This window comes from Pelomonas sp. CA6, assembly GCF_022549225.1.
Taxonomy (GTDB): domain Bacteria; phylum Pseudomonadota; class Gammaproteobacteria; order Burkholderiales; family Burkholderiaceae_C; genus Roseateles.
This window is the reverse complement of sequence record NZ_JAKZFD010000002.1, coordinates 278,871-305,368: the sequence shown is the minus strand read 5'-3', so window position 1 is coordinate 305,368 and position 26,498 is coordinate 278,871. Positions and strand designations below refer to the sequence as shown.

Below are 26,498 nucleotides of genomic sequence, written 5' to 3'. Positions count from 1 at the left end.
AGCCCGGGGCCCTTAGCCCCGTGCCGGCCGCCGCTCGGCGCGCCGCAGCGCCCAGGCGGCGAGCAGGCTGTAGCCCAGGGCCTGCAGGCCCAGCGCGAGCGCCTGGGCGGACACGGCCTGCAGCGGCGCGTCCATCTGGTTCAGGCGCACGAAGGCCTGGATGCCGGGCACCGCCGGGATCAGCTCGCCCAGCCACCACAGCGGCGCCGGCAAGGCTTCGCGCGGCCAGGAAAAGCCGGCCAGGAAGGCCATGGGCAACGAGCTGCACAACAGCAGCTGCATGGCCCGTTCGCGCTCGGCCAGCCACGCGCCCAGCGCCACGCCGGCGGCCGCGATGGCCCAGCAGAAAGGCAGCAGCAGCAGCGCGGCACCGGCCGGGTTGCCGCCGTGCGCATAGCCGAAGAAGGGGAAGATCAGCGCGAAGAACCAGGCCGCGCTGGCCAGCCCGAACAGCGCGAAGGCGGTGGTGCGCCCGCACCAGGCGCGCAGGCCCTCGGCGCGGCGGCCGCGGTCCTCGAAGCGCTGGCCCACCCACATTGCGACGCCGATCAGCAGCAACTGCTGCACGATCAGCACCGCCACCGCCGGCACCACGGCGCTGCCGTAGCCCTCGTGCGGGTTGACCAGCGCGGCCAGCTGAACGCCCAGCGGGCTGCGGCTGGCCTGGGCCTGCAGCGGCGCCTGCCCGGCGGCCTGCAGCTGGCGCAGCTCGATGCCGGCCGACACCGTGCCCAGCACCTCGCCAAAGCCGCTCAGCACCACCTTGTTGACGAGGACATAGGCGCCGTCGGCCAGCACCGGCACGACCTGACCCCGGCCGCGGCCGGCATCGCGCTTGAGCCCCGCGGGCAGCAGCGCATAGCCGTGGATCTCGCCGCGCGCCATCGCGGCGCGCGCCTCGCCCTCGTCGGCGGTGACCAGGCGCAGCGCCAGCCGCGGGCTGGCCTGCGCGAAGCGCTGCACCTGGCGGCTCAGGCTGCTGTGGTCCTGGTCCACCAGCGCCACCGGCACGCGCTGCAGCTGCTCGGTGGCATAGGGCCAGGGGTAGAAGAAGGAGTACAGCACCGGGGCCAGCACCAGCATCAGCAGCACGCCGGGGTCGCGCAGCACCGCGCGCACGGTGTCCCACAGCGCGGCGGCCCAGCCCGGCGCGGTGGGCAAGACCTGACCCGGTCGCGGCGCGCTCATCGCCGCCCCCAGGACGCCGGGTCGTTCGCCACGCGCGGCAGCCGCCAGGCCGACAGCGCCAGCAGCAGCAGCGCGCCGCCGAGCAGCGCGCCCAGCAGCGGCAACGCCGTCGCGGCCGGCGCGCCCTGCTGCTGCAGCGCCACCTGGGCGCGCATCAGCCAGGTCAGCGGCAGGGCCTCGGCCCACAGCCGCGCGCCCTCGGGCATGGCCATCAGCGGAAAGCCGATGCCGGAAAACGCGAAGGCCGGCGCGGTGATGAAGCCCGCGGCGGACAGCGCCAGCCGCAGCGAGCGCGACAGCAGCGCCGCCGCCGCGCCCAGCGCCAGGTACAGCGCCAGCAGCGCCGCATGCAGCGCCAGCAGCGGCGCCGCGGCGGCGCCCGGCAGCAGGCCCAGGCCGTGCAGCGCCAGGCCCGCCAGCAGGTCCACGCCGCACAGTGCCAGCCAGGCCGGCGCCAGCTTGGCCAGCAGCGCCGGCCAGGCGCGGCCGCGCGCCGCGTCCCACCACTGCGGGCTGCTGGCGTCGCGCAGCTCGCGGCCCACGGTCCAGGCGCCGGCCACCATGGCCAGCAGGTGCAGCAGCGCCGGCAGCAGCGCGCTGGCGAGGAACTGCTGGGTGTTGCCCGCCGGGTTGTACTGCGAGGCCAGCGCGACGCGCAGCGGCTCGAAGCCCTGGGCAGCGGCCAGCGGCGCCTGGCCGCGCTTCTCGCGCCCGAGGATCTCCAGCGCCGCGGACAGCGTGCCTACCGCGGCGCGCACGTCCTTCTGGATCAGCCCGGAATGGGTGCTGAACTGGGCGTTGTGCAGCAAGGTCACGGTGGCGGCGCGGCCGCTCTTGAGCTCGCGCGCCAGGCCGTCGCGTATCACCACCACGCCATAGACGCGGCCCTCGTGCAGCGCGGCGCGCGCCTCGCCCTCGTCGGCCAGCGGCAGCGCCAGGCGCAGGCCCGGCGCGGCGTCCAGCAGGCGCAGCAGCTGGCGCGAGACGGTGCTGTGGTCCTGGTCCAGCACCGCCACCGGCAGCCGCGTCGCCAGCCCGGCGGAGAAGGTCCACAGCAGCAGCAGGGCCAGCAGCAGTGGCACCCAGGAGATCATCGCCAGGTCCAGCGGGGCGGCGCGCAGCCGCGCCCATTCGCGCCGCCAGACCGCGGACCAGGCGCCGGACGGGTTCACGGCCATGGGCTCAGGGCAGGATCACGCTCATGCCGGGGCGGGCGCCGGCCACCGGCTGCAGCGGTCGGGCCTTGACCTCGAAGGTCTTCAGGTCGTAGCCCTGGTTGCCGCGCGTCGCGCGCCAGGTGGCGAAGTCCGGCAGGGCCTTGCTGGCCACCACCTTGAAGCGCACGCGGCGCTGCGCCAGCGCCGGCAGCTCGGCGTCGAACTCCTGGCCCACCGCGAAGCGAGCCAGCTGGTCTTCGCGCACATTGAACAGCGCCCACTGGTCCTTCAGGTCCACGACGGTGACCACCGGCACGCCGGCCGGCGACAGCTCGCCGACCTTGGCCAGCACCTTGGCCACCTCGCCGGCGACCGGGCTCTTCAGCTCGGTCTCGGCGCGCGCGGCCTCCACCTCGCGCACCAGGCCGGCGACCTGGCGTGCCTGCGCGGCGGCGGCGGCCTGGTCTTCGGCGCGCGCACCGGCGCGCGCCATGTCCCACTGCGCGCGGGCGGCCTCGGCCAGGCGCTCGCTGGCGCGCCAGTGGGTCTCGGCCTCGTCGCGCTTCTGCGCGGCGATCAGGCCGTCGCGGTAGAGGCTGTCCACGCGCTCGAAGCTCTTCTTCGCCAGCTCGGCGCCGGCGCGCGCGCGCTCGTAATTGGCCTGCGCCATCACCAGCTCCTGCGGCCGCGCGCCATTGCGCGCCTTGGCCGCCACCGCCGAGGCCGCGGCCTCGGCGTTGCTGGCCTGGGCCAGCTTGGCCTCGACCTCGGGGCTGTCGATGCGCAACAGCAGCGCGCCGGCGGCGATGTTCTGGCCTTCCTGCACCGCGATCGCGGCGATGCGCCCGGTCAGCTTGGGCGCGATGTCGGTTTCCTGCGCTTCCATCATGCCCTGCAGCGGCGCCTGCTCGGGGCCGCGACCGGCACGCCACAGCGCGACGATGCCGGCCAGCGCGGCGATCAGCAGCACGGGGGTCAGGACTTGCTTGGCTTTCATACGGTCGGTCCTCGTGGGGGGCGGCGCCCGGGCGCGCTCATTCGACGCGCAGCCGGGCCCGCGCCAGATGCTCGCCCAGCCGGCCGATCTGGCCGCTGGCCTGCAACAGCTGGGTCAGGGCCATCAGGTAGTCATAGGCCACCTGGGCACGCTCGGTGCGCAGCTGGGCGAGCTTGAGTTCGGCGTCGATCAGGTCCAGCGCGGTGCTGGTGCCCTGGCGCAGCCCGGCCTGGCGCAGGCGCAGCAGCTCCTGGCCCAGCTCATCCTGCGCGGCCATGGACTGGTAGCGCTCGCGCGCGGACTCGGCGGCGCGCCATTGCTGTTCCACCAGCAGCGCGATGTCGCTGCGCGCCTGGGCGTCGGTGGCCTCGGCCTGCGCGATCTGGCGCGCATGGCTGCGCTCCAGCGCCTGGTGGTCCAGCGAGTCCCAGAGGTTGTAGCGCAGGCCCAGCCCGGCGACCCAGTCGCCATGGTGGCCGATGCGGTACTGGCCGAAGGCGAACAGCTGCGGCCGGTTGAGCGCGTCGCTGGCCGCCTTGAGTTGCTCGGCCTGGCTCTTCTTGGCCGCGACCTTGGCCAGCCCGGGGTGGCGCAGCAGGGCCTGGTCGATGAACTGCGGCAGCGGCGCCAGCGGCTCGGCGTCCACCGCCAGCGGCGTGCTAGGCCGTGGCCGCTCGGCCAGCTGCAGGCTGCGCGCCAGCGCGCTGGCGGCCAGTTCGGCGTCGCTGCGCGCCTTGCGGGCGGCCTGGCGGGCGTCGGCCAGCGCGGCCTGGGCCTGCAGCCGCTCCAGACGCGAGGCCAGGCCCGCGCGCAGCGCCTTCTCGGCGGCGGCATCGTGCTCGGCGATCGCGCTGGCGGCGGCCTCGCGCAGCCGCGCCGCGCGCTCGGCCAGCTGGGTCAGGAAGTAGCGCTGGGCCAGCTGGGCCAGGGTCTCGTCCTCGTGCTGGCCCAGGTCGGCGCGGGCTTCCTCGCCCTGGGCCTTGACCAGGCCGCGCGCGGCGTCGGCCGCGCCGCCGGTGTAGATCGGCCAGACCGCGCCGAGGTTGGCGACGCTGCCACCGTCGCGGCGCTGCAGCGTGTAGCTGGGCGGCAGCTGGGGCAGCGACGGCAGCATGCCGGCGATGGGGGGCGGCAGCACGCCGGTCATCTGGTCGACGCGCTGGTTCAGCGGGTCCAGGTCCAGATCCAGGCTGGCCTGGTAGCGGTAGGCAAAGCCGTAGAGGCTCAGCACCGGCCCGCCCAGGCGGCGTATGCCCTCGGCCTGGGCCTCGCGCTGCTCCAGCGCCGCGCGCGCCGCGGCCAGGCGCGGCGACGCCTGCTTGAGGCGTGCCGCCGCCTCGTCCCAGCTCAGCGGCTGGGCCGTCGCACCACCCAGCACCAGCGCCAGCAGCGCGGCCAGGCGGCGCGGCGCGCGGGGCAGGGCGGGGCTGGCCCGGCCCGCGTGGCGCGGCCGGTCCGCTCTGCGCGGGCTCACCTCGCCTTACTCTTCGAGCAGGCTGCGCAGCATCCAGGCGGTCTGCTCATGCACCGTCAGGCGCTGGGTGAGCAGGTCGGCCGTGGGCTCGTCGCTGGCCTTGTCCACCAGCGGGAAGAGTTCGCGCGCGGTGCGCGCCACGGCCTCGTGGCCCTCGACCAGGATGCGCACCATCTCCAGCGCCTTGGGCGGCGTCGTGGGCGCGTCCTTCAGCGAGCTGAGGGCCTTGAACTGGGCATAGGAGCCCGGGGCCGGATGGCCCAGCGAGCGGATGCGCTCGGCGATCGGGTCCACCGCGTTCCACAGCTCGGTGTACTGCCCCATGAACATGGTGTGCAGCGTGTTGAACATCGGGCCGGTGACGTTCCAGTGGAAGTTGTGCGTGGTCAGGTACAGCGTGTAGGTGTCGGCCAGCAGCTTGGACAGGCCGGCGGCGATTGCGCCACGGTCCTTGGCGCTGATGCCGATGTTCAGCGCGGGGGCGGTGGACTTGCTCTTTGCCATGAAAAGACTCCCTTCGTTGCGAGGCGTGGACAGAGGATGCCTGGACTTTACGCCTCCTGCGTGTCGCCCCGCCCGAAGTCGTCCTAGGTGCGGAACACCTGCAGCGAGCGGTCCAGGGTTTCGGTGCGGCGGCTCAGCGCCTCGACCGCGGCGGTGGTCTGCACCACCATGTCCGCGTTGGCCTGGGTCATGCGGTCCAGCTCGGCGACGGCCTGGTTGACCTCGGCGATGCCGGAGGACTGCTCCGTCGTGGCCGCGGTGATCTCGCGGATCATGCTGCCCATGCGGCCGACCTCGTCGACCGCGCTGGCGATCGCGCTGTGCACGCCGCCCATGCGCCGCGCGCTGTCGGCCACGCTGCGCGTGGAGGCCTCGATCAGCGCGCGCACCTCCTTGGCGGCGCCGGCGCTGCGCTGGGCCAGCGTACGCACCTCGCCGGCGACGACCGCGAAGCCACGGCCCTGCTCGCCCGCGCGCGCGGCCTCGACGGCGGCGTTCAGCGCCAGGATGTTGGTCTGGAAGGCGATGCCCTCGATGACCTGGACGATGTCGGCGACGCGGCGCGAGGAGTCCTCGATGGCGCGGAAGGCCTCGTCCACCAGCGCGACGGCCTGGCCGCTCTCATGGGCGGTGGCGGCCGCGCGCTCGCCCTGCTGGGCCACCTGCTGCGCGGTGCCGGCGGTCTGGTGCACGGTGCCGGCGATCTGTTCCATCGAGGCCGCGGTCTTCTGCACCGCGCCGGCCTGCACCTCGGTTCGGCTGGACAGGTCCTGGCCGCCGCGCGCCAGCGCGTCGGTGGTGCTGATGGTGCCGCGCACTTCCTCGCGCGCATCGCCGATCACGGCACGCAGGTTGACCTGGATTTGTCCCAGGGCGCGCGTCAGCCCGCTGAGCGGATGCGGATGCACGGGCTCCAGCACGCCGCGCAGATTGCAGCTGGCCAGGCGCATCGCCGCCTCTTCCGCCTCGTCCAGTCGGTTCTGGATGCTGATGCGGAACCAGGCCAGCAGCGCCAGCGCCACGCCCAGCTGCACGCCGCCCAGCACCCAGAGGCCCAAGGGCTGCGCCCACAGACCCGTCAGCAGCAGCACCAGCAGGCCGGCGCTGAGACGCTGGCTCAGGCTCAGCCGGTGCACGCGGGCGACCAGCTCGCCCAGCCCGCGGCCGCGCAGCCGGCCGGCATGCAGGCGCACGCGGGCGCGGCCCTCGCGCATCTGCGCGTACAACTCCTCGGCGCCACGCACCTCCTCGGCCGAGGCCGGCTCGCGCACCGACATGTAGCCCGCCGGCTTGCCCTCGTCCAGCACCGGCGTCACATGGGCGCGCACCCAGTAGTGGTCGCCGTCCTTGCGCCGGTTCTTGACGATGCCGGTCCAGGGCCGGCCCCGCCCGACGGTGGCCCAGAGGTCCTTGAAGGCCTCGGGCGGCATGTCGGGATGGCGCACCAGGTTGTGCGGCTCGCCCAGCAGTTCCTCGTAGCTGTAGCCGCTGACCTCGACGAAGGCGCGGTTGCAGTGGGTGATGCGCCCCTGGAGGTCGGTCGTGGACACCAGCAGCGCGTGCGGAGGCACCGGGAATTCTTTTTGGGTGACGGGGAGGTTTTGCCGCATCTGGGCCTCCTTCGGTACAGCGAAACGGCCGCAGGCCGCACAAAGCACCGATGGTGACCTGCCTCAAGGCCGCCCGCGCGTGAAAGCCGCACGCTTTCTTGCTCTGGATCCAGTCCTGCGCACAAATCGTCGTCGAATGCGCAAATCTGGACAATTCCTAGAGGCCGGCATGCCACATCCAGCCCGCCAGATGGCGGACCTGGATGAAGGTGCCGGCCGCCACCAGCGCAAGTCCGAACAGGCGGCGTCCCTTTTTCATCGCCATGGCTCCATCCGCCTCGGTCAGGCGCCGAAGACCACGCCGGCCTCGCGCAGCGCGGCGCGCACGCCCAGGCCGTAGGCGGGATCCGCGCGATCGAAGTGGGCCAGCTGGCGGTCCACGATGAAGGCCGGCACGCCGCGCATCGAGGCCGCGATGTTGGCCGCCAGGCGCGCGCGCTGGCCCTCGTCCATCAGCCGGAACAGCGCGCCCGGCTGGCCGTAGTCGTCGTTGCCGACGCGGTGGTCGAAGCGCGCCGCGTCGCCCCGCAGGCGCAGCGGCGGCTCGGCGACGCCGGGGTCCTGGACCGCGCCGCCAAAGCTGTTGGGCTCGTAATAGGCCTCGGGGTGGCCGGTGGGGGTGCGGAAGAACTTCATGGCCCCGTCCTTGTGGTAGTGGTGGACGGGGCAGCGCGGCGCGTTCACCGGCAGCGCCTCGTAGTGCGTGCCCAGCCGGTAGCGGTGCGCGTCGGCATAGCTGAAGAGGCGTGCCTGCAGCACCCGGTCCGGCGAGAAGCCGATGCCGGGCACCACGTTGCTGGGCGAGAAGGCGGCCTGCTCGATCTCCTCGAAGTAGTTCTCGGCATTGCGGTTGAGTTCCAGCACGCCCACCTCGATCAGCGGGTAGTCGGCATGCGGCCAGACTTTGGTCAGGTCGAAGGGGTTGTAGGCGGTCTTTTCCGCGTCCAGCTCGGGCATGACCTGCACGTACATCGTCCAGCGTGGGTAGTCGCCCTGCGCGATCGCGCCGTACAGGTCTTCCTGGTAGCTCTCGCGGCTCCGGCCGATGACCTGCTCGCTTTCGGCATTGCTCAGGTGGCGGTGGCCCTGGCGGGTCTTGAAGTGGAACTTGACCCAGAAGCGCTCGCCGTCGGCGTTCCAGAAGCTGAAGGTGTGGGAGCCGTAGCCGTTCATGAAGCGCGGGCTCAGCGGGATGCCGCGGTCGCTCATCAGGATGGTGATCTGGTGCAGGCTTTCCGGCGACAGGCTCCAGAAGTCCCAGGCCGCGGTGGCCGAGCGCAAATGGGTGGCCGGGTGGCGCTTCTGCGTGCGGATGAAGTCGGGGAACTTGAGCGGGTCGCGGATGAAGAACACCGGCGTGTTGTTGCCCACCAGGTCCCAGTTGCCTTCCTCGGTGTAGAACTTCAGCGCGAAACCGCGCACATCGCGCTCGGCATCGGCGGCGCCCAGCTCGCCCGCCACGGTGGAGAAGCGCGCCAGCAGCGGCGTGGTCTTGCCGACCTCGCCGAACAGCCGGGCGCGGGTGTAGCGCGAGAGATCCTGCGTGACCGTCAGCGTGCCGAAGGCGCCCCAGCCCTTGGCATGCACCACGCGCTCCGGGATGCGCTCGCGGTTCTGGTGCGCCAGCTTCTCGATCAGCGCATAGTCCTGCAGCAGCAGCGGGCCGCGGGCGCCGGCGCTCAGCGAGTTCTGGTTGTCGGCCACCGGGGCGCCGGCGGTGGTGGTCAGGCGCGGCGCGTCATGCATCACGGGGCACTGGGCGGGGCGGTCTTGCGGCTTCATGGCGTCTCTCCTTGCGGTCGTGGCGGCCCCTGGGAAGCGGGGCGTCTTGGCGATGGAGAGACTTTAGATTTCAGCTATCAAACATGCCATTTTAATAGCCTAAAGGCGGCAATAGCCAGAATTGCGGGCGGGCCGCAGCTGACAGCGGCTGTCAGGGACGCTGCCTAGACTGCGCATCCTCCTTCGTCACCGCCGCCGGGCCCAGCCATGGACAGTTCGCACAGCCTCTGGCTCTTTTTCCTGCTGACCTTCGGCATCATCGTGCTGCCGGGCATGGACATGGCCTACATCGTCGGCCATGCGCTGCAGTCGGGGCGGCGCGGCGGGTTGCTGGCCCTGGCCGGCATCGTCGCGGGCGGGCTGGTCCATGTGCTGCTCAACCTCAGCGGGCTGTCGGCGCTGCTGATGCTGCTGCCGGGCGCCTTCCAGGGGCTGCTGGTCGCCGGCTCGCTGTACCTGGCCTGGATAGGCTGGCAGATGCTGCGCGCCGCGTGGCGGCCCGCGGCGCCGGCGGCGCCGGCCACTCCGGCGAGCCCGCCCGCGGCACCCGCCGCGGTCCCGCCGGGCCGGCGCATCTTCGTCAACGGCATGGTCAACTGCCTGCTCAACCCCAAGGCCTATGCCTTCATGCTGGCGGTCTTCCCGGCCTTTCTGCGCAGTCCGGAACGCGGCCTGGCGGTGCAGGCGCTGTGGCTGGCGCTGATCATCGCGGGCAATCAAATCGCGATCTATGGCGCGGTGCTGGCCGCGACGCTGGGCGCGCAGCGGGTCGCGACGCCCGGCACCGGCCGCTGGCAGTCGCTGCTGGCCGGGGCGATGGGGCTGCTGCTGATCGGCCTGGCGGTGGCGACGCTGTGGAACAGCTGGCCGCAGGCGCGCTAGCGAGCGGGCTCGCGCGGCTCAGCTCAGGCGCGTGACGCCGTCCAGCTCGCAGGCATAGATGGCATTGCGCAGCGCGGCGATCGCCTCGTAGCGTGTGAAGGTGCGGCGCCAGGCCAGCACGACGCGGCGGCTGGGCGGCGTGCCTTCGAAGGGGATGTAGCGCAGATGGGTAGGCGGCTGGGCCGGCACGCTCAGCGAGGGCACCACGGTCACGCCCATGCCCGAGGCCACCATGTGCTTGATGGTCTCCAGCGAACTGCCCTCGAAGCTCTTGCGTATGCCCTCGGCGTCGCTGGAGAAGCGGGCGAATTCGGGGCAGACCTCCAGCACGTGGTCGCGGAAGCAGTGCCCGTTGCCCAGCAGCAGCATGGTCTCGGCCTTCAGCTCCTGGGCGCTGATGGCCTCGCGGCTGGCCAGTGGGTGGTGGCTGGGCACGGCCACCATGAAGGGCTCGTCGTACAGCGGCGCCAGCGCCAGCCCGGTGTCGGGGAAGGGCTCGGCCATGATGGCGCAGTCCAGCTCGCCGGTGCGCAGCATCTCCAGCAGCTTGGTCGTGAAGTTCTCCTGCAGCATCAGCGGCATCTGCGGATAGAGCTCGATGCAGTGGCGCACCAGCTCGGGCAGAAGGTAGGGGCCGATGGTGTAGATGATGCCCAGGCGCAGCGCGCCGGCCAGCGGGTCCTTGCCGCGCTTGGCGATCTCCTTGATCGCGCTGGCCTGCTCGATCACCGACTGGGCCTGGCGCACGATCTCCTCGCCCAGCGGCGTGACCGAAACCTCGTTGGCGCCGCGCTCGAAGATCTTGACGTCCAGCTCCTCTTCCAGTTTCTTGATCGCCACCGACAGCGTGGGCTGCGAGACAAAGCAGGCCTCGGCCGCGCGGCCGAAATGGCGCTCGCGGGCGACGGCGACGATGTAGCGCAACTCGGTCAAGGTCATGCGGAACTCCTGGGGATGGCGCATTGTCCTCCGCCGGAGGGAACGCCGGGCGGTCCGTTCAGAATGGGAGGCTGCGGCGGGTGGCGGCTACACTGCCGGCCCACCGGATGCCGGTTACGGCCGGTTCCCAACCGCGATGTACCCCGGGGGACCCCATGAGCGAACGCAAACCCATGACTCTGCAACGCCTGCTGGACATGCATGCCGGCGGCGACAAGATTGCCATGCTGACCTGCTATGACGCGACCTTCGCGTCGGTGCTGGACGACGCGGGCGTGGACGTGCTGCTGGTGGGCGACTCGCTGGGCAATGTGCTGCAGGGCGAGAGCACCACCATGCCGGTGCAGCTGGAGCACATGGTCTACCACACGCGCTGCGTCGCGCGCGGCCGGCGCCATGCCTGGGTGGTGGCCGACCTGCCCTTCGGCGCCTACCACCAGTCGCGCGAGCAGGCGCTGGCCCACGCGGTGCAGCTGATGCAGGCGGGCGCCCACATGGTCAAGCTGGAAGGCGGCGGCTGGATCGACGACACGGTGCGCTTCCTGACCGAGCGCGGCATTCCCGTCTGCGCCCATCTGGGTTTCACGCCGCAGACCGTGGTCTCGCTGTCGGGCTACAAGGTGCAGGGCCGCGACGAGGCGGGCGCCGCCCAGCTCAAGGCCCAGGCCCAGGCCCTGGTCGAGGCTGGCGCGCGCATGCTGGTGCTGGAGATGGTGCCGGCCGCGCTGGCGCGCGAGCTGACGCAAAGCCTGCCCATCCCGGTGATCGGTATCGGCGCGGGCGTCGGCTGTTCGGGCCAGGTGCTGGTGCTGCACGACATGCTGGACCTGAGCTCCGGCCGCCGTCCGCGCTTCGTCAAGAACTTCATGCAGGGCGCCGTGTCGGTGCAGGACGCGGTGCGCCGCTATGTCGCCGAGGTCAAGGCAGGCAGCTTCCCGCAAGACGAGCTGCACGGGTACTGATCATGCAGATCCATCACGACATCCCCGCGCTGCGCGCCGCGCTGCAGGGCCGCGGCCCCATCGCCTTCGTGCCCACCATGGGCAATCTCCACGACGGCCACCTGGCCCTGGTGCGCCAGGCCCGCGCCGCGGTCGGGCCGCAGGGGCTGGTGGTGGCCAGCATCTTCGTGAACCGGCTGCAGTTTGCGCCGCATGAGGATTTCGACCGCTACCCGCGCACGCTGGCGCGCGACGCCGAGCTGCTCGACGGCGCCGGCTGCGACTGGGTGTTCGCACCCGACGAGGCGGCGATGTACCCCGAGCCTCAGGGTTACAAGGTCCATCCGCCCGCCGAACTGGCGGACATCCTGGAGGGGCATTTCCGCCCCGGCTTCTTCGTCGGTGTCTGCACCGTGGTGGCCAAGTTGTTCAACATCGTGCAGCCCCAGGTCGCGGTGTTCGGCAAGAAGGACTACCAGCAGCTGATGGTGATCCGCCGCATGGTGGCGCAGATGGCGCTGCCCATCGAGATCCTCGCCGGCGAGACCGAGCGCAGCCCGCAGGGCCTGGCGCTGTCCTCGCGCAACGGCTATCTCAGCGAGACGCAGAAGCAGCAGGCGCTGCTGCTGTCGCGGACGCTCAAGCAGCTGATCGCCCGCTGGCAGGCCGGCGAGCGCGATCTGGCCGTGCTGGAAGAGGATGCGATGCAGGCGCTGCGCCACGCCGGCTGGCAGCCCGACTACGTCACCTTGCGCCGCCAGCACGACCTGGGCGAGGCGCGCGACGGCGAGCCGCTGGTGGCGCTGGGCGCGGCGCGGCTGGGCGCCACGCGCCTGATCGACAACCTGGAAGCCTGAGCAGCGGGTGCGCGGGCCGACCGCGTACGCATGAGCGTGCGCGGCCCGCACGGCTGCGGGGTTCGCCCTGTGTGACGGCGGCATGACGGCCGCCATACTGCCCGCTTTTTTGGCGAGCAGCACGATGAGCGCACCCCACCTGAAGCGCCAGGGCCAAGCCCTGGCCCTGGCCGGCACGGCCGCCCTGATCACCGCCTGCGGCGGCGGCGGCTCCGACGCCGGCAGCCCCATCAACCCGCAGCCGCAGCCCATCCCGCCGGTGACCATGGTCATCACCCACAAGGTGCTGATCACCACCAGCCAGGGCCAGATCGAACTGGGCCTGGACGCCCAGCATGCGCCGGTCACCACGGCCAACTTCCTGAAGTACGTGAAGGATGGCTACTACGTCGGCACGCTGTTCCATCGCGTCGAGAAGGACTTCGTCGTGCAGGGCGGCGGCATGGCCCGCGACACCGTGGGCCGCCTGGTCGACAAGGCCACCACCTATCCGCCCATCGCGCTGGAAAGCAAGACCGGGCTGTCCAACGTCGCCGGCACCATCGCGATGGCGCGCACCCAGGTGCCCGACAGCGCCACCAGCCAGTTCTACATCAACGTCGTCGACAACGCGGCCAAGCTGAACTATCCCAACCCGGACGGCTACGGCTACGCGGTCTTTGGCAAGCTGCTGTCCGGTGCGGACGTGGTCGAGCGCATCCGCAACCTGCCGGTGCGCAACGAAGGTCTGTACAGCAACGTGCCGACGCAGGACGTCGTCGTCACCGCGGTCACGCAGACCCAGTGAGGCCCACCACCGCGGGCGATGGTCGCCCGCGGTAACAGGCTGTCAGCGGCGTCAACAACCGTGCGGCGGGCGCGTTGAGCGGGGCAAGGAGCCCGCCATGCGCTATCTACTGTCCCGTCGTCATCTGCGTCTGATCGGCCTGACCGGCCTGCTGCTGAGCTGCGGCTTGCTGCTGAGCGCCTGTGGGGGCGGCGGTCGCGACGACCGCCCGCTGCCGCCGCCCGAACCGCGGCCCAATCCCCAACCCTATCCGCCCACCTACAGCTGCAGCCCGGCCGGGCTGGCCGCCTCGGCGCAGAGCCGCTACACCACCGTGTGCATGCTGACCAGCGCCGGCGAGATGGTGTTCGAGCTCTATCCCTCCTACGCACCGGTCACGGTGAACAACTTCCTGAAGTACGTCTCCGACGGCTTCTACAGCCAGACCCTGATCCACCATGTGGAGCGCAACTTCGTGTTCCAGGGCGGCGGTTACACGCCGGGCATGCGCTACAAGCCGCCCACCTACGCGCCCATCGTCAGCGAGTCCAACAACGGGCTGGCCAATCTGCCCGGCACGCTGGCGATGGCGCGGCGCGGCGATCCCAACAGCGCGACCAGCCAGTTCTTCGTCAACACCCGCGACAACCCGGGCCTGGACTACCAAAATCCCGGCCAGCCGGGCTACACCGTGTTCGGCCGCGTGATCTCTGGCATGGGCACGGTGGAGGCCATCAACCAGCAGCCGGTCTACGACTACGGCAGCGGCGATCTGAGGCCGCAGACCGAGGTGCTGGTGTACTGGGTGCAGCGGCTGCAGTGACGCGTTTGGCGCCGGCCCTCAGGCGCGCCTGGGGGCCAGCGTCTTGCTGAAGAGCGCCTGTCCGGCCAGGTCCTTCAGCGTCACCGTCAGCGCCGCCGTTTTCGCGTCAATGTCGACCTGGCCGAAGAACTGCAGGCCACTGGTCGGCGGGGTGTTGGGCGCGTCGGGCGCGCGCTGGTAGACCACCTGCATGCCGAAGGTGGCATCGGCCGGGTTGGGGCCGAAGCCGCCCGCATGCAGCGGGCCGGAAACGAATTCCCAGAAGGGCAGGAAGTCGCTGAAGCGCGCCCGTGCCGGATCGAAGTGGTGCGCGGCCGTGTAATGCACGTCGGCCGTGAGCCAGACCACGTTGTGCCGCCCCGCCTTCTTGATGCCGGCCAGCAGCCGCGCGATCTCCAGTTCGCGTCCGGCCGGCGCGCCGTCGTCCCCGTTGGCGATCGCCTCCCAGCGGTCGCGGCCCTGGGCGTCCTTGCCATCGGCCACCTGCAGGCCGAGTGGCATGTCGGCGGCGATCACCTGCCACACCGCCTTGGAGCGCTTCAGCCCATCCAGCAGCCAGGCGATCTGCGGGCGGCCCATGAAGGCGCTGTCGTCGTTCTCCTCGCGCTGCAGATTGGCGCTGTTGGGGCCGCGGTAGCTGCGCATGTCGACGACGAACAGGTCCAGCAGCGGGCCCTGCGGCAGGTGGCGGTAGACGCGCGCCGACTCCGCCGCGTGGAAGGGCCGCATCGGCGCGTATTCCAGGAAGGCGGTGCGGCCGCGCGCCTCCAGCAACGGCACGTTTTTCTCGGTGTAGCGCGCGTCGTCGCGGAGGTCCTTGCTGTCGGAATAGTTGTTGCTCACCTCGTGGTCGTCCCACTGCCAGATCTGCGCGACCTCGGCGGACATGCGCCGCACATGGGTGTCCATCAGGTTGTAACGGTAACGGCCACGGAACTCGTCCAGCGTCTCGGCGACCTTGCTGACCTGCTCCGTCACCAGGTTCTTCCACAGGCTGCCGTCGGGCAGCTTCACCTCGGCGCTGATCGGGCCGTCGGCATAGATGGTGTCGCCGCAGTGCAGGAAGAAGTCGGGGTTGAGGCGGCGTATCTGCTCGTAGATCTTCATGCCGCCCCAGGCCTCGTTGATGCCCCAGCCCTGGCCCGCGGTGTCGCCGCTCCAGCAGAAGCGGACGTCGCGTCGCGCCGCGGCGCGTCCGAAGTCGGCGGGTAGGCGCAAATGCCCGGCCAGGGGCTCGGACATCACGCGTTCGTTGCGTAGATCCTGCAGCATGACGCGGTAGAAGATCTCCTGCCCGGCGGGCAGGCCCTGCAGGTCGATGCGGCCGGTGAAGTCGCTGGTCTCGAGCAGATGGGGGCCGCGCAGGCGTTGCGCGTTGATGAAGCGGGGCGTGGTCGACCACTCCAGCCACAGGCGCGCGGGCCGGTCGCTGCGCGTCCAGACGATGGCGGCCCGCGCCAGTGGATCGCCGCTTTGCACGCCATGCGGCATCTGCGGGCGCATGGCGTCGCGGGTGATGAGGGCGGGTGCCGGTGTGGGGGCGGCCGTGGCGGGCCGCAGACTTGCCCCGCAAAGGGCTCCGGGCAACAGGGCGCTGGTATTCAGAAAGCGGCGGCGGTCCATGACATGACTCCTGGGCGTTCGGGGGCAGCGCCGCATGCTGGAGAGACCGCGTGACGCCGCGGTGACGGACATCATTTCAAGCGACAGGCATCCGGCCTGCCGCCATCGACGGAGAAAGGGGGGAGGCATGAACGTTGTGAGCTTGGCCTTGCGCCATGGGGTGGCCGTCCTGCTGCTCGGCAGCGTCGGCGCATTCGCGGCCGACGCGCCGGTGACCGGCGAGGGCGAGACCTGGCGCCGACAGGCGCAGCAGCGGCTGGAAGCGGCGCTGTCCGCGCGCGCCGGCGGCGCCACGGGGATCGCGGCGGTGCTGCTGGAGGGGAAGGAAAAGACCCCGCGCATCCTGCTGCTGGGCCAGGCCGACCGGTCCGGCCGGCCGCTCGATGCCGATGCCGTCTTCGAATTGGGCTCGATCAGCAAGGCCATGGTGGGCAGCCTGCTGGCGCGCATGGCGGCCGACGGGCGCGTGAACCTGCAGGATCCGGTGCAGCGCTGGCTGCCCGAGCTGCGCGGCACCGACGCCGGGCGCCTGACCCTGCTGAGCCTGGCCACGCACACCTCGGGGCTGCCGCGGCTGCCCATGTCCTGGGACTTCCTGCGCGACAGCAGCTTTCTGCTGCAGGAGGACCCCTACCGCGATTACAGCCACAGCGAACTGCTGGACGACCTGCGCCGCTGGTCCGCGTCGGGGGACACGCCGAAGCTGAGCTATTCCAACCTCGGCTACGCGCTGCTGGGGCTCACGCTGGAGGCTGCGGCACAGCAGCCGCTGGGTGAGCTGATGCGGCGCGAGATCTTCGTCCCGGCGGGCGCCGACGGAGCCAGCATGGGCGACGACCCCGCCTGGCGCCAGGGCCAGGTGAGCGGCTACCGGGGCCGTCGCGCGCAGCCGCCCTGGACCTTGAACGCATTTGTCGGCGCCGGCGCCTTGCGCGCCAGCGCCGCGCAGATGGCACCGCTGCTGCAGCGCCTGCGCGATGGGGCGCCGCCCTTCGATGCCGGCGCCCAGCGATCGCACATCCCCGCGGTGCAGGGACAGAGCATGGGCCTGGGCTGGGCGCTGATCGCCGCGCATGGCGATGTCATCACCGCGCACGTCGGGGGTACCGGCGGCTTCAGCAGCTTCATCGGCACCAGCCGCGCCACCGGCCGCGCCGTGCTGCTGATGGCCAACGGGCGGATGATGCTCGATGACCTGGGGCTGCACCTGCTCAACCCGCGGTTCCCACTGCTGCCGGACGATGCCCCGGCGGCGCGTTCGCTGTGGCCGGTCTGGCTGGGCGCGGTGCTGCTGGGCAGCGTGGCGCTCGCGCTGGCGCTGGGCGCCTGGCGTCCGCGCAGCCGGTTGCAGCAAGTCGGCGAACTGCTGCTGGCGGCGGGCGCGCTGGGGCTGGTCTGGGCCTATGCGGGCTGGCCGCTGTGGGTGTCCATGGCGGTCGGCCTGCTGCTGGGGCTGGAGGCGCTGGCCCTGCTCTGGCGCGGGCGCCACCGGCCCTGGCGGCCGCGCCATCCCTGGCTTGCGCCGTGGCTGCCGCTGCTGGGCGTCGGCGTCCTGGGTCTGATCGCCTGGGTGTCCTGAGCGCCTCTGACCTCAGGCCTTCAGATACTCGGCCTTGCCGCCCAGCCAGCGGTCCACCTGCGCCGCCGCCGCCGCCGGGTGCTGGTCCAGCAGCTGGGGCGCAAGCCGGCGCGCCGCGCCGAGCAGCGGCGCGTCTTCCTGCAGGTCGGCGAAGCGCAGCAGCTGGGCGCCGCTCTGGCGTGCGCCCATGAACTCGCCGGGGCCGCGGATGTCCAGGTCGCGCCGCGCGATCTCGAAGCCGTCGGTGGTTTCGGCCATCGCGCGCAGGCGCGACTTGCCGGTGTCGGACAGCGGGCCGGTGTACAGAAGCACGCAGACGCTGGCCACCGAACCCCGGCCCACGCGGCCGCGCAACTGGTGCAGCTGGCTGAGCCCGAAGCGCTCGGCGTGCTCGATCACCATCAGGCTGGCATTGGGCACATCCACGCCCACCTCGATCACCGTGGTCGCGACCAGCACGCTCATCTGCCCGCCGGAGAACAGGGACATCACCGCCGCCTTCTCGCTCGGCGGCATGCGGCCGTGCAGCAGCCCCACCATCTGCTGCGGCAGCGCGGCGCTGAGTTCCTGGTGGGTTTCGGTGGCGTTCTTCAGGTCCAGCGCCTCGCTCTCCTCGATCAGCGGGCAGACCCAGTAGACCTGGCGTCCGTCGCGCACCGCGGCGGCGATCTTCTCGATGATCTCGTCGCGCCGGCTGTCGGCGAAGACACGCGTGACGATGGGGCTGCGGCCGGGCGGCAGCTCGTCGATGGTGGAGACGGCGAGGTCGGCGAAGTAGGTCATCGCCAGCGTGCGCGGGATGGGCGTGGCGCTCATCATCAGCATGTGCGGCTCCTGCGCCGGCGCCTGCGATGCCGCCGGCGCGGCGGGGCGTTGCGCCGTGGCGGGCGCGCCCGGGGCCATGTCCAGGTGCGCGACCTGGGACTGCAGCTTCTTGCGCAGCGCCAGCCGCTGCGCCACGCCGAAGCGGTGCTGCTCGTCGATCACGGCCAGCCCCAGGCGCTTGAACTGCACCTTGTCCTCGATCACCGCGTGGGTGCCGACGATCAGCATCGCCTCGCCGGAGGCGGCGGCGTCCAGCATCTTCTGCCGCGCCTTGCCCTTGACCGATCCGGTGATCCAGGCCACCTTCACCGCCAAGGGTTCCAGCCAGCCGATGAGCTTGCGGAAATGCTGCTCGGCCAGGATCTCGGTCGGTGCCATCAGCGCGCACTGCCAGCCGGCGTCGATCGCCACCGCCGCGGCCAGCGCGGCGACCACGGTCTTGCCCGAACCCACGTCGCCCTGCAGCAGCCGGTGCATGGGCTGCGGCCGTGCCAGGTCTTGCGCGATCTCCTCGGCGACGCGCTGCTGCGCGTCGGTCAGCCGGAAGGGCAGGGCGGCCAGCAGCCGCTCGTGCAGCCCGCCGGGCGCGGCGCGCAGCGCCGGGGCCTTCAGCAGCGCCCGTTCGCGCTGGGCGCGCTGCTGGCTCAGCTGCTGCGCCAGCAGCTCCTCGAACTTGAGGCGCTGCCAGGCCGGGTGGCTGTGGTCCTCCAGGGTCTGCAGCCGCGCGTCCGGCGGCGGATGGTGCAGGAACTCCAGCGCCTGGCGCAGCGGCGGCAGGCCGCGCGTGATCGGCAGCTGCATCAGCGCGGGGGGCAGCACCTCGTCCAGCGGCGCACGCTTCAGCGCCGACGCGATGGCCTTGCGCAGATAGGCCTGGGGCAGCTGGGCGCTGGCCGGGTAGACCGGCGTCAGCGCGGCGGCCAGCGGCGTGTCCTCGTCCACCTTGCGAAAGCTGGGATGGACCATTTCGCGGCCAAAGAAGCCCGCGCGGATCTCGCCGCGCACGCGCAGCCGCAGGCCGATGGCCATGGCCTTCTGCTGCGCGGGATAGAAGTGCAGGAAGCGCAGCAGCAGCTGGGCGCCGCGCTCGTCGCGCAGCTTGACCAGCAGCTGGCGCCGGCCGCGCAGCTCGATGCGGTTGTCCACCACCTCGCCCTCGCACTGCACGGTGTCGCCGTCGCGCGCCTCGGCGATGGGGGTGAGCCGGGTCTCGTCCTCGTAGCGCAGCGGCAGGTGCAGGGCCAGGTCGATGTCGCGCAGCAGGCCCAGCTTCTCCATCGCCTTCTGCGGCGCGGACTTGGGACGGGGCGCGGGAGCGGGGCTGGCCTCGGGCATGTCGGACATGGCCGCGATTCTGCCCCGGTTGCCGCCGGCTCCGGCGCATGGGTGCTAAGCTGGACTCGGCTTCGTCATGCAACGAGGAGACGCCCCATGCCCGGACTGCTGCCCGACGTCGATCCCGATGGCCTGCTTGAATACTCGGTGGTGTACACCGACCGCGCGCTCAACCACATGTCGCGCCGTTTCCAGCACGTGATGTGCGATCTGTCCGGCGTGCTGAAGTCGGTTTATCACGCGCGTTCGGCCATCGTCGTGCCGGGCAGCGGCACCTTTGGCATGGAGGCGGTGGCGCGCCAGTTCGCCGGCGGCCGCAAGACCCTGGTGCTGCGCAATGGCTGGTTCAGCTACCGCTGGACGCAGATCTTCGAGATGGGGCGCATCCCGTCCGAGCAGCTGGTGCTCAAGGCCCGGCCGCTGTCCGGCGACGCGCAGGCGCCCTATGCGCCGCCGCCCCTCGACGAGGTCGTCGAGACCCTGCGCGCGCAGCGCCCCGAGCTGGTCTTCGCGCCGCATGTGGAAACCGCCTCGGGCCTGCTGCTGCCGGACGACTACCTGCGCGCCGTCGCGAAGGCGGCCCACGAGGTGGGCGCGCTGTTCGTGCTGGACTGCATCGCGTCCGGCGCGCTGTGGGTGGACATGGAGTCGCTGGGCGTGGACGTGCTGATCAGCGCGCCGCAGAAGGGCTGGAGCGGCTCGCCCTGCTGCGCCTTCGTGATGCTCAGCGAGCGTGCCCGCGCGCTGCTGGACGACAGCAGCAGCACCAGCTTCGCGATGGACCTGCGCCGGTGGCTGCAGATCATGGAGGCCTACGAAAACGGCGGCCATGCCTACCACGCCACCCTGCCCACCGACGCGCTGGCGCGCTGCCGCGACGCGATGCTGGAGAGCCGCGGCCGCGGCTTCGAGGCGCTGCGCGACGCGCAGATCGACCTGGGCCGGCGCGTGCGCGCGATGCTGCGCGCGCATGGCCTGCCCAGCGTCGCCGCGCCGGGCTTCGAGGCCAGCGGCGTGGTGGTCAGCTACACCGAGCACGACGGGCTGCACAGCGGCAAGGCCCTGGCGGCCGAGGGGCTGCAGAGCGCCGCCGGCGTGCCGCTGCAATGCGACGAGGGTCCGGGCTTCAAGACCTTCCGCATCGGGCTCTTCGGCCTGGACAAGCTCGCCCAGCCGCAGCGCACGGTGGCGGCGCTGGACGCCGCGCTGGGTCGCGTGCTGGGCCACGGGCCCCGGGGCGACCCGGCATGAGAAAGGCCCCTCGCGAGGGGCCTTGATTCAGCGACGCGGCGTGCCGGTCCGGCTCACATCGGCGTCGGCGTGCCGTTCATGCGGTCGTACTTCAGGAAGTACTGGCGCGCCATCGCGACCAGTTGCTTGTCGCTCGGGTGGTCCACGGTCTCGTAGCCCACGATCTGCGGCGCCAGCGCGGGGCGGTGCTTCTCCACGTAGTGCTTGAAGTCCGCCTGCGCGGTGCTGGAGCCCACGACCAGGATCTCGGCGATGCCGTCCAGCGCGGCGCAGACCTCGGCATAGAACTCGTGCTCGGTGCGCACGGCGCTGCCGTGCTGCTTGCTGTGGCGGCTGCTGGACTTCACCTTCTCGGCTTGCACATGTTCGGCGTCGAACTGCAGGATGTTGGCGTTGTGGTGGTCCAGCCAGACGACGGCGTGAAACAGGCTCATGGTTCTCTCGCTTTCTCGCTCACGGGTGCGCGGCGGGCCGCGCGGGGTCAGTAAAGGGGTTCAGAGGCTGGGGGTGGAGAGCCCGGCCTGTCTCTCCAGCGCGCCCTGGCAGGCGACGCAGCGCAGCGCCTCGGGCTGCAGCTTCAGGCGGTCGAAGGGGATGGCGGCGCCGCAGTCCGTGCACCTTCCGTAGTCGGCGTCCTCGCGCAGCCGGGTCAGCGCGGCGCCGATCTCGCGCAGCGCCTGCAGGCCGCGGTCGCTGCGCGCCAGATCGACCTCGCGGTCGGCCTCATGCGCGGTCTCGCCGTCCAGGTCCTGCAGCAGCTGTTCGCGTGCGTGGGCCACGCGGTCCTGGTCGCCCAGCTGCGTGTGCAAAGTCCGCTCCAGCTCATGCTGCCGGCGGACCAGCGCGGCTTCCAGAAGGGCATGCTGGCCGGGTGTCAACGCGCTGCTCATCGTCTGTCCTTTGTTCCGATTGGCGCTTCCATGGTGGCACCCGCGCCGCCCGCGAAGGTTGACGCGGGTCAATTCAGCGCGGGCCCGGCGGCGGCGTGCGGCCGGGGGGGCGGTGCGACAATCGCCGCCCATCCTTCGCTTGGCACGGGTCTGTCCGGCCCTCAACACCATGTCCCGTCACTACACGGTGAGCGACTTCGACTTCGCTCTGCCTCCCGAACTCATCGCCCAGCATCCCGCCGCGCAGCGCAGCGCCTCGCGCCTGCTCGACGGCCGCCAGTGGCCGCCGGTGGACCGCGTCTTCCGCGATCTGCCGCAGCTGCTCAATCCCGGCGATCTGCTGGTGTTCAACAACACCCAGGTGATCAAGGCTAGGCTGTACGGTCACAAGGCCAGTGGCGGTGCGGTGGAGGCGCTGGTGGAGCGCGTGCTGCCCGGTACCCGCGAGGTCTGGGCCCACATGCGTGCCAGCAAAAGCCCCAAGCCGGGCGCGCGGGTGAGCTTTGCCGATGGCGCCTTCGACGCCGAGGTGCTGGGCCGCTGCGGCCCGGACCAGGGCCTGTTCCATCTGCGCCTGTCGGGTGACCCCTTCGAGCTGCTCGAGCGCCACGGCCATGTGCCGCTGCCGCCCTATATCGAGCACGGCGATTCCGAGGACGACGTGCGCCGCTACCAGACGGTGTTCGCCAAGGAGCCCGGTGCGGTGGCGGCGCCGACGGCGGCGCTGCACTTCGACGAAGGCGTGCTGGCGGCGCTGGCCGAGCGTGGCGTGGACAGCGCGCATGTCACGCTGCACGTGGGTGCGGGCACCTTCCAGCCGGTGCGCGTCGAGCAGCTGGCCGAGCACAAGATGCACAGCGAGTGGTTCCGGGTGCCGGACGAGACGGTGGCCGCCATCGCGCGCTGCCGCGCCCGCGGCGGGCGCGTCACCGCCGTGGGCACGACCACGCTGCGCGCGCTGGAATCGGCGGCGCGGGGCGGGGTGCTGGAGCCGGGCGCACGCGAGACCGACATCTTCATCACCCCGGGCTTCCAGTTCCGCGTCGTGGATCGCCTGGTGACCAACTTCCACCTGCCCAAGAGCACGCTGATGATGCTGGTCAGCGCATTCGCCGGCTACGAGCCGGTGATGGCGCTCTACCGCCACGCGATCGAGCAGCGCTACCGCTTCTTCAGCTATGGCGACGCGATGCTGCTGGAGCGGGCGCCGGCCTGAGCCTCAGGAGAGTTCGACGCGGCCCGGCGTGGGCCCGGTGGCATCCGACGCCAGCAGCGCGCCGACCCGTTCGCGCAGCAGCTCCGGCGACACCTCGGCCGCCGCCAGCGGCGCACCGACCTGCAGCACGACGCGGCTGAACAGCCCGCGGCGGAAGGGCCGCACCATGGCCTGGCCCTGCTCGACGCGCGAGAAGAACGAGCCCCACAGGTTCTGCAGCGCCATGGGCAGCACGGGCACCGGGTGGGTCTCGAGGATCTTCATGATGCCGCCCTTGAAGGGCTGCAGCGCGCCGTCGCGGGTGATGCCGCCTTCGGGAAACAGGCCCAGCAGCTCGCCCTCGTCCAGCACCGCGCGGGCCTGCGCGAACGCGGCCTCGTAGACGGCGGGATTCTCCTTCTGCGGCGCGACGGGGATGGCCTTGGCGAGCCGGAACAGCCAGCCCAGCACCGGGATGCGGAAGATGCGGTGATCCATCAGAAAGCGCACCGGGCGCGGGCTGGCGGCCATCAGCAGCACCGCGTCGACGAAGCTGACGTGGTTGCAGACCAGGACGGCGGGGCCCTGCAGCGGGATGTGCTCGTCGCCGCGCAGGCGGTAGCGGTAGACCAGCCGCGACAGCAGGAAGGCGACGAAGCGCAGCAGGTACTCCGGCACGACCAGGAAGATGTAGGCCCCGACCACCGCGTTGAGCAGGCCCACCGCGAGGAAGAGCTCCGGCACGCTGCGCCCCGCGCCGAGGAAGGCGCCGGCCATCAACGAGCTGACGATCATGAACAGCGCATTGAGGATGTTGTTGGCCGCGATGATGCGGGCGCGGTGCGTGGGCTCGGCGCGCAGCTGGATGAGCGCATACATGGGCACGCTGTAGAGGCCGGCGCTGAGCGCCACCAGGGCCAGGTCGGCGAGCACGCGCCAGTGCGCCGGCTGGGCGAGGAACTCGCCGACGCTCCAGGCCGTCGGGACCGGCGGCAGCGCGCGCGAGGCGAAGTACAGGTCCAGCGCGAACACGCTCATGCCCAGCGCGCCCATGGGCACCAGGCCGATCTCCACATGGCGACGCGACAGCATCTCGCAGGCCAGCGAGCCCACGCCTATGCCCACCGAGAACACCATCAGCAGCAGCGAGGCGACCTGCTCGTTGCCGTGCAGCACCTCCTTGGCGAACGCCGGGAAGTTGGCCAGGAACACCGCGCCGAAGAACCACATCCACGAGATGCCCAGCAGCGAACGGAACACCGCCAGCTGGCCATGCGCCAGGCGCAGGTTGGCCAGGGTTTCGCTGATGGGGTTCCAGTTGATGCGCAGGCCCGGGTCGGTCGCCGGCGCGGGCGGGATGGCCTGGGCCGCGAGTCGGCCCAGCAACGCCAGCGCCAGGCAGGCCAGCGCGACCTGGGTGGCGCCCACCTGCGGCGAGGCCACCAGCACGCCGCCGGCCAGGCTACCCAGCAGGATCGCGACGAAGGTGCCCATCTCCACCATGCCGTTGCCGCCGGTCAGCTCGCGCTCGTCCAGCTGTTGCGGCAGATAGGCGTATTTCACCGGGCCGAACAGCGTGGAGTGCAGCCCCATCAGGAAGACGCAGGCCAGCAGCAGCGCCACATGGCCGGCCATGAAGCCCCAGGCGGCGAGGGCCATGATCGCGATCTCCAGCGTCTTCACGAGGCGAATCAGCCTTGTCTTGTTGTGCTTGTCGGCCAGCTGGCCCGCGGTCGCGGAAAACAGCACGAAGGGCAGGATGAACAGCGCCCCGATCACCAGCCCGGCCTGCGCGGGCGGCAGCCACGCGATCTGCAGCTGATAGGTCAGCAGCACGGTGAGCGCGAACTTGAACAGGTTGTCATTGGCCGCGCCGAGGAACTGCGTCCAGAAGAAGGGCGCGAAGCGGGCTTGCGTCAGCAGGGCGAACTGGTTGGCGTGCTCGGGAGGTCGGCTCATGGGTGGGCTCGGGTGGTGTGGGGCGCATCATCGCCCGCCCCGGCGCCCCTTCGATGAGGCCGAACCCTGGGGGCGCAGCCGCTGGCCCGGGCGGGCGCGTCTGATGCTACCCGCGGTGAATGACGGACCCGTGCCGGGGCCGGGCCCCGGGGCGTTCAGCGGTTCATCCGGCCGGGCCCGGCCTGAGTGCCGCCACCTTCGGCCAGCAGGCGGACGAACTGCCTGACCCGGGCGTCCCGCTCCTCGCGGCGCAGTGAGTGCAGAGCCAGCAGCAGCGCGGCCACGCCGTCGTCCTCGCAGTACAGATAGGCCAGTGGCACCTTCAAGGCCCTGGCGATCGCCTTGGCCGTGGGACCGGGTGGCTCGTGAATCCCCGACTCGTACCGGCTGATGCGGGTGCGGCTGCTGGACTCGTCGATGCCGATCTCGACGCCTACCTTCTCCTGCGACCAACCCAGCTCCTCGCGCCGCGCGCGCATGCGCCGGCCGAGGACGGATGGACTTTCGGAGCTACGAGACATGTTTCGAGTCTCGTAACATCGTTCATAATTGTCGTTACGTTATACGTAACACACAATTGAGGGATCCCCGTGTTGATCTCAGGTTCCCGATGGTGATTGAAGCAGGCAAAGAGGTTCGAGGTCCGGCGCGTCCGCCGGTGTTGCACACGGTCGGTCCGTCGGAATCCGCCACGACGGGGCATTGCCGGTGAGAGCGCTACGTCTGGGCAGGAAGAGGCCCGCTCCGGGGAGCGGTCATGCCGGGCCGGCGCTGCTGGCGGCGGCCGCGGACGCCTTGCCGTCAGGGCAGGGGGGCGGGTCTTGCGTGTACGGGTCCATCGCGACCGGCCTGGTGCGCGGGCTCCCCGAGGGCGGGTTCGACGCGCTGAGCGCGGCGCAGTACCGTGCGCTGGAGCAGCTGCAGGCCTGGGCCGTGACGCTGCGCGACCGGGAGGGCTGGGCCTGGGTGGATGTGGCATTGGTCTTCGATGCGACCGTCTGGCAGGCCTATCGCGATGCGCCCACGCTGTCCGAGGTGCACAGCGAAGACATGGCCGAGACCCTGCGGGCGCTTGAACGGCAGCGTCTACGGCTGGAGCGGTTGTGGCAGCGCGTGTGCTGGCAGTCCTGTCGCGGACGGACGCCGCCACTGCGCGCCGCGCAGCGGGCCCGCATCGAGTTGCTGGAGTCGCAGTGCCTGCGCTATGGCTCGCTGATCGAGGAGCTGCGTGCGCGTCAGCGGGTCTGTCCGCCCGAACTGGCCGCCTGGGTCGGCGTGCTGATCGCCTTCGACCGTCGGGGCCGGCTGCTCATTCGGCGCCATCTGCTGCGGCGGCGGGACCTGCTGCGCGTGCCGGCAACGCGTGGCGGCTCGCCGGGGGCGTAGGCCCGTCCGCCCTCAGGCCCCTGGCGATGCGGTGGCGCCCCGTGGGGACGGCTGAGCCCGCGCCAGCCAGTCCTCGCGCCGCAGCGACATCGCGACCCGGTCTATGCCCGGGCCAAAGCCATCGGCGACCTGCAGCGTCGTGCGGAAGCCGTGGCGCGCGAAGAAGCCCGCCGTGTGCTGGCTGGTGTCGATCGTGATTTCGGGTGTCTCGGTGTGCTGGAACAGGTGGTTGATGCGCCAGACCAGCAGCGCAGTGCCCAGCGAGGCCCGGTGGTGCTGCTGCGACACCATCCCCCAGCTCAGGCGCCCGACGCCTTCGCGGAGATAGCAGCCGCCGCAGGCGACGACGAGGCCGTCCTGTTCCACCACGACGTAGTCGCCGCTGGGCCGCTCAAGGAAGTCCTCGAACTCCGGCAGTTCCGACGGATCGAAGTAGCGTGGCAGGTTGCTGCGGAAGATCGCGAGACAGGCTGCGCGGTCGGCAGCGGCGTAGGGGCGGATCTGTGGTCGCGGCGTAGCAGTCATGGTGGGCAAG

The 26,498-nt window shown here is 71.4% G+C and carries 24 protein-coding genes; 9 read left to right on the top strand and 15 right to left on the bottom strand.

The annotated features are described in order from the left end of the window. Window positions 1-12 precede the first annotated feature (12 nt). The 7 genes from LZ017_RS05165 to LZ017_RS05135 form a co-directional block, all read right to left on the bottom strand. Complete coding sequence (locus LZ017_RS05165; RefSeq protein ID WP_241299002.1) at window positions 13-1,188, bottom strand: ABC transporter permease; 1,176 nt, start codon at window positions 1,186-1,188, stop codon at window positions 13-15. Then, window positions 1,185-2,366: an ABC transporter permease gene (locus LZ017_RS05160; RefSeq protein ID WP_241299001.1), complete on the bottom strand. Its 1,182-nt coding sequence runs from the start codon at window positions 2,364-2,366 to the stop codon at window positions 1,185-1,187. The genes LZ017_RS05165 and LZ017_RS05160 overlap by 4 nt, the downstream gene beginning before the upstream one ends. A gap of 4 nt (window positions 2,367-2,370) precedes the next feature. After that, complete coding sequence (locus LZ017_RS05155; protein ID WP_241299000.1) at window positions 2,371-3,342, bottom strand: HlyD family secretion protein; 972 nt, start codon at window positions 3,340-3,342, stop codon at window positions 2,371-2,373. Between the two features lie 37 nt (window positions 3,343-3,379). Continuing rightward, window positions 3,380-4,816 carry a TolC family protein gene (locus LZ017_RS05150; RefSeq protein WP_241298999.1) on the bottom strand — a complete coding sequence of 479 codons (1,437 nt, stop codon included), beginning with the start codon at window positions 4,814-4,816 and terminating at the stop codon, window positions 3,380-3,382. Window positions 4,817-4,822: 6 nt separating this feature from the next. Beyond that, window positions 4,823-5,320 carry a DNA starvation/stationary phase protection protein gene (locus LZ017_RS05145; protein WP_241298998.1) on the bottom strand — a complete coding sequence of 166 codons (498 nt, stop codon included), beginning with the start codon at window positions 5,318-5,320 and terminating at the stop codon, window positions 4,823-4,825. Between the two features lie 83 nt (window positions 5,321-5,403). Continuing rightward, window positions 5,404-6,891 (bottom strand): methyl-accepting chemotaxis protein, encoded by a 1,488-nt coding sequence (locus LZ017_RS05140; protein WP_308194061.1) that lies wholly within the window; start codon window positions 6,889-6,891, stop codon window positions 5,404-5,406. 321 nt (window positions 6,892-7,212) lie between these two features. Next, window positions 7,213-8,676: a catalase gene (locus LZ017_RS05135; protein ID WP_241299272.1), complete on the bottom strand. Its 1,464-nt coding sequence runs from the start codon at window positions 8,674-8,676 to the stop codon at window positions 7,213-7,215. 243 nt (window positions 8,677-8,919) lie between these two features. On the opposite strand from LZ017_RS05135, the gene LZ017_RS05130 reads away from it, so the two are divergent. Further along, window positions 8,920-9,594, top strand: a complete 675-nt coding sequence (locus tag LZ017_RS05130) for a LysE family translocator (protein WP_241298996.1) — start codon at window positions 8,920-8,922, stop codon at window positions 9,592-9,594. Between the two features lie 18 nt (window positions 9,595-9,612). Here the strand turns inward: LZ017_RS05130 and LZ017_RS05125 are convergent, their stop codons facing one another. Then, window positions 9,613-10,533 carry a hydrogen peroxide-inducible genes activator gene (locus LZ017_RS05125; protein WP_241298995.1) on the bottom strand — a complete coding sequence of 307 codons (921 nt, stop codon included), beginning with the start codon at window positions 10,531-10,533 and terminating at the stop codon, window positions 9,613-9,615. A gap of 107 nt (window positions 10,534-10,640) precedes the next feature. On the opposite strand from LZ017_RS05125, the gene panB reads away from it, so the two are divergent. The 4 genes from panB to LZ017_RS05105 all read left to right on the top strand — a co-directional run bounded on the left by panB (window position 10,641) and on the right by LZ017_RS05105 (window position 13,920). Next, entirely contained in the window at window positions 10,641-11,495 is an 855-nt protein-coding gene (panB, locus tag LZ017_RS05120; protein WP_374109879.1) for a 3-methyl-2-oxobutanoate hydroxymethyltransferase, read from the top strand. A 2-nt stretch (window positions 11,496-11,497) separates the two neighbouring features. Continuing rightward, the gene (gene panC, locus LZ017_RS05115) at window positions 11,498-12,331 is read left to right on the top strand and encodes a pantoate--beta-alanine ligase (RefSeq protein WP_241298993.1); all 834 of its coding nucleotides are present in this window, start codon (window positions 11,498-11,500) and stop codon (window positions 12,329-12,331) included. 124 nt (window positions 12,332-12,455) lie between these two features. Beyond that, entirely contained in the window at window positions 12,456-13,118 is a 663-nt protein-coding gene (locus LZ017_RS05110) for a peptidylprolyl isomerase (RefSeq protein WP_241298992.1), read from the top strand. Window positions 13,119-13,215: 97 nt separating this feature from the next. Beyond that, window positions 13,216-13,920: a peptidylprolyl isomerase gene (locus tag LZ017_RS05105; RefSeq protein WP_241298991.1), complete on the top strand. Its 705-nt coding sequence runs from the start codon at window positions 13,216-13,218 to the stop codon at window positions 13,918-13,920. A gap of 18 nt (window positions 13,921-13,938) precedes the next feature. Here LZ017_RS05105 and LZ017_RS05100 read toward each other — a convergent pair whose 3' ends face one another. Continuing rightward, on the bottom strand, window positions 13,939-15,423 hold the full coding sequence (locus LZ017_RS05100) for an alkaline phosphatase (RefSeq protein ID WP_241298990.1): 1,485 nt from the start codon (window positions 15,421-15,423) through the stop codon (window positions 13,939-13,941). A 247-nt stretch (window positions 15,424-15,670) separates the two neighbouring features. Here LZ017_RS05100 and LZ017_RS05095 point away from each other — a divergent pair, with 247 nt between their 5' ends. Then, the gene (locus LZ017_RS05095; RefSeq protein WP_241298989.1) at window positions 15,671-17,122 is read left to right on the top strand and encodes a beta-lactamase family protein; all 1,452 of its coding nucleotides are present in this window, start codon (window positions 15,671-15,673) and stop codon (window positions 17,120-17,122) included. A 12-nt stretch (window positions 17,123-17,134) separates the two neighbouring features. Here LZ017_RS05095 and recG read toward each other — a convergent pair whose 3' ends face one another. Further along, on the bottom strand, window positions 17,135-19,282 hold the full coding sequence (recG, locus tag LZ017_RS05090; RefSeq protein ID WP_374109888.1) for an ATP-dependent DNA helicase RecG: 2,148 nt from the start codon (window positions 19,280-19,282) through the stop codon (window positions 17,135-17,137). A 96-nt stretch (window positions 19,283-19,378) separates the two neighbouring features. Here recG and LZ017_RS05085 point away from each other — a divergent pair, with 96 nt between their 5' ends. Then, on the top strand, window positions 19,379-20,533 hold the full coding sequence (locus LZ017_RS05085; RefSeq protein ID WP_241298987.1) for an aminotransferase class V-fold PLP-dependent enzyme: 1,155 nt from the start codon (window positions 19,379-19,381) through the stop codon (window positions 20,531-20,533). Between the two features lie 53 nt (window positions 20,534-20,586). Here LZ017_RS05085 and LZ017_RS05080 read toward each other — a convergent pair whose 3' ends face one another. Then, complete coding sequence (locus tag LZ017_RS05080; protein ID WP_241298986.1) at window positions 20,587-20,967, bottom strand: hypothetical protein; 381 nt, start codon at window positions 20,965-20,967, stop codon at window positions 20,587-20,589. 60 nt (window positions 20,968-21,027) lie between these two features. Next, window positions 21,028-21,423: a TraR/DksA family transcriptional regulator gene (locus tag LZ017_RS05075; protein ID WP_241298985.1), complete on the bottom strand. Its 396-nt coding sequence runs from the start codon at window positions 21,421-21,423 to the stop codon at window positions 21,028-21,030. 169 nt (window positions 21,424-21,592) lie between these two features. Between LZ017_RS05075 and queA the strand changes: the two genes are divergently transcribed. Next, window positions 21,593-22,639, top strand: a complete 1,047-nt coding sequence (queA, locus tag LZ017_RS05070) for a tRNA preQ1(34) S-adenosylmethionine ribosyltransferase-isomerase QueA (RefSeq protein ID WP_241298984.1) — start codon at window positions 21,593-21,595, stop codon at window positions 22,637-22,639. 3 nt (window positions 22,640-22,642) lie between these two features. On the opposite strand, the gene LZ017_RS05065 is transcribed toward queA, so the two are convergent. Together LZ017_RS05065 and LZ017_RS05060 are read right to left on the bottom strand one after the other, a co-directional pair. Further along, complete coding sequence (locus LZ017_RS05065; RefSeq protein WP_241298983.1) at window positions 22,643-24,577, bottom strand: MFS transporter; 1,935 nt, start codon at window positions 24,575-24,577, stop codon at window positions 22,643-22,645. Window positions 24,578-24,732: 155 nt separating this feature from the next. After that, window positions 24,733-25,098: a helix-turn-helix domain-containing protein gene (locus tag LZ017_RS05060; RefSeq protein WP_241298982.1), complete on the bottom strand. Its 366-nt coding sequence runs from the start codon at window positions 25,096-25,098 to the stop codon at window positions 24,733-24,735. Window positions 25,099-25,402: 304 nt separating this feature from the next. Here LZ017_RS05060 and LZ017_RS05055 point away from each other — a divergent pair, with 304 nt between their 5' ends. Beyond that, window positions 25,403-25,963 (top strand): hypothetical protein, encoded by a 561-nt coding sequence (locus LZ017_RS05055; protein ID WP_241298981.1) that lies wholly within the window; start codon window positions 25,403-25,405, stop codon window positions 25,961-25,963. Between the two features lie 12 nt (window positions 25,964-25,975). Here the strand turns inward: LZ017_RS05055 and LZ017_RS05050 are convergent, their stop codons facing one another. After that, window positions 25,976-26,488, bottom strand: a complete 513-nt coding sequence (locus tag LZ017_RS05050; RefSeq protein ID WP_241298980.1) for a GNAT family N-acetyltransferase — start codon at window positions 26,486-26,488, stop codon at window positions 25,976-25,978. Window positions 26,489-26,498: the final 10 nt, after the last annotated feature.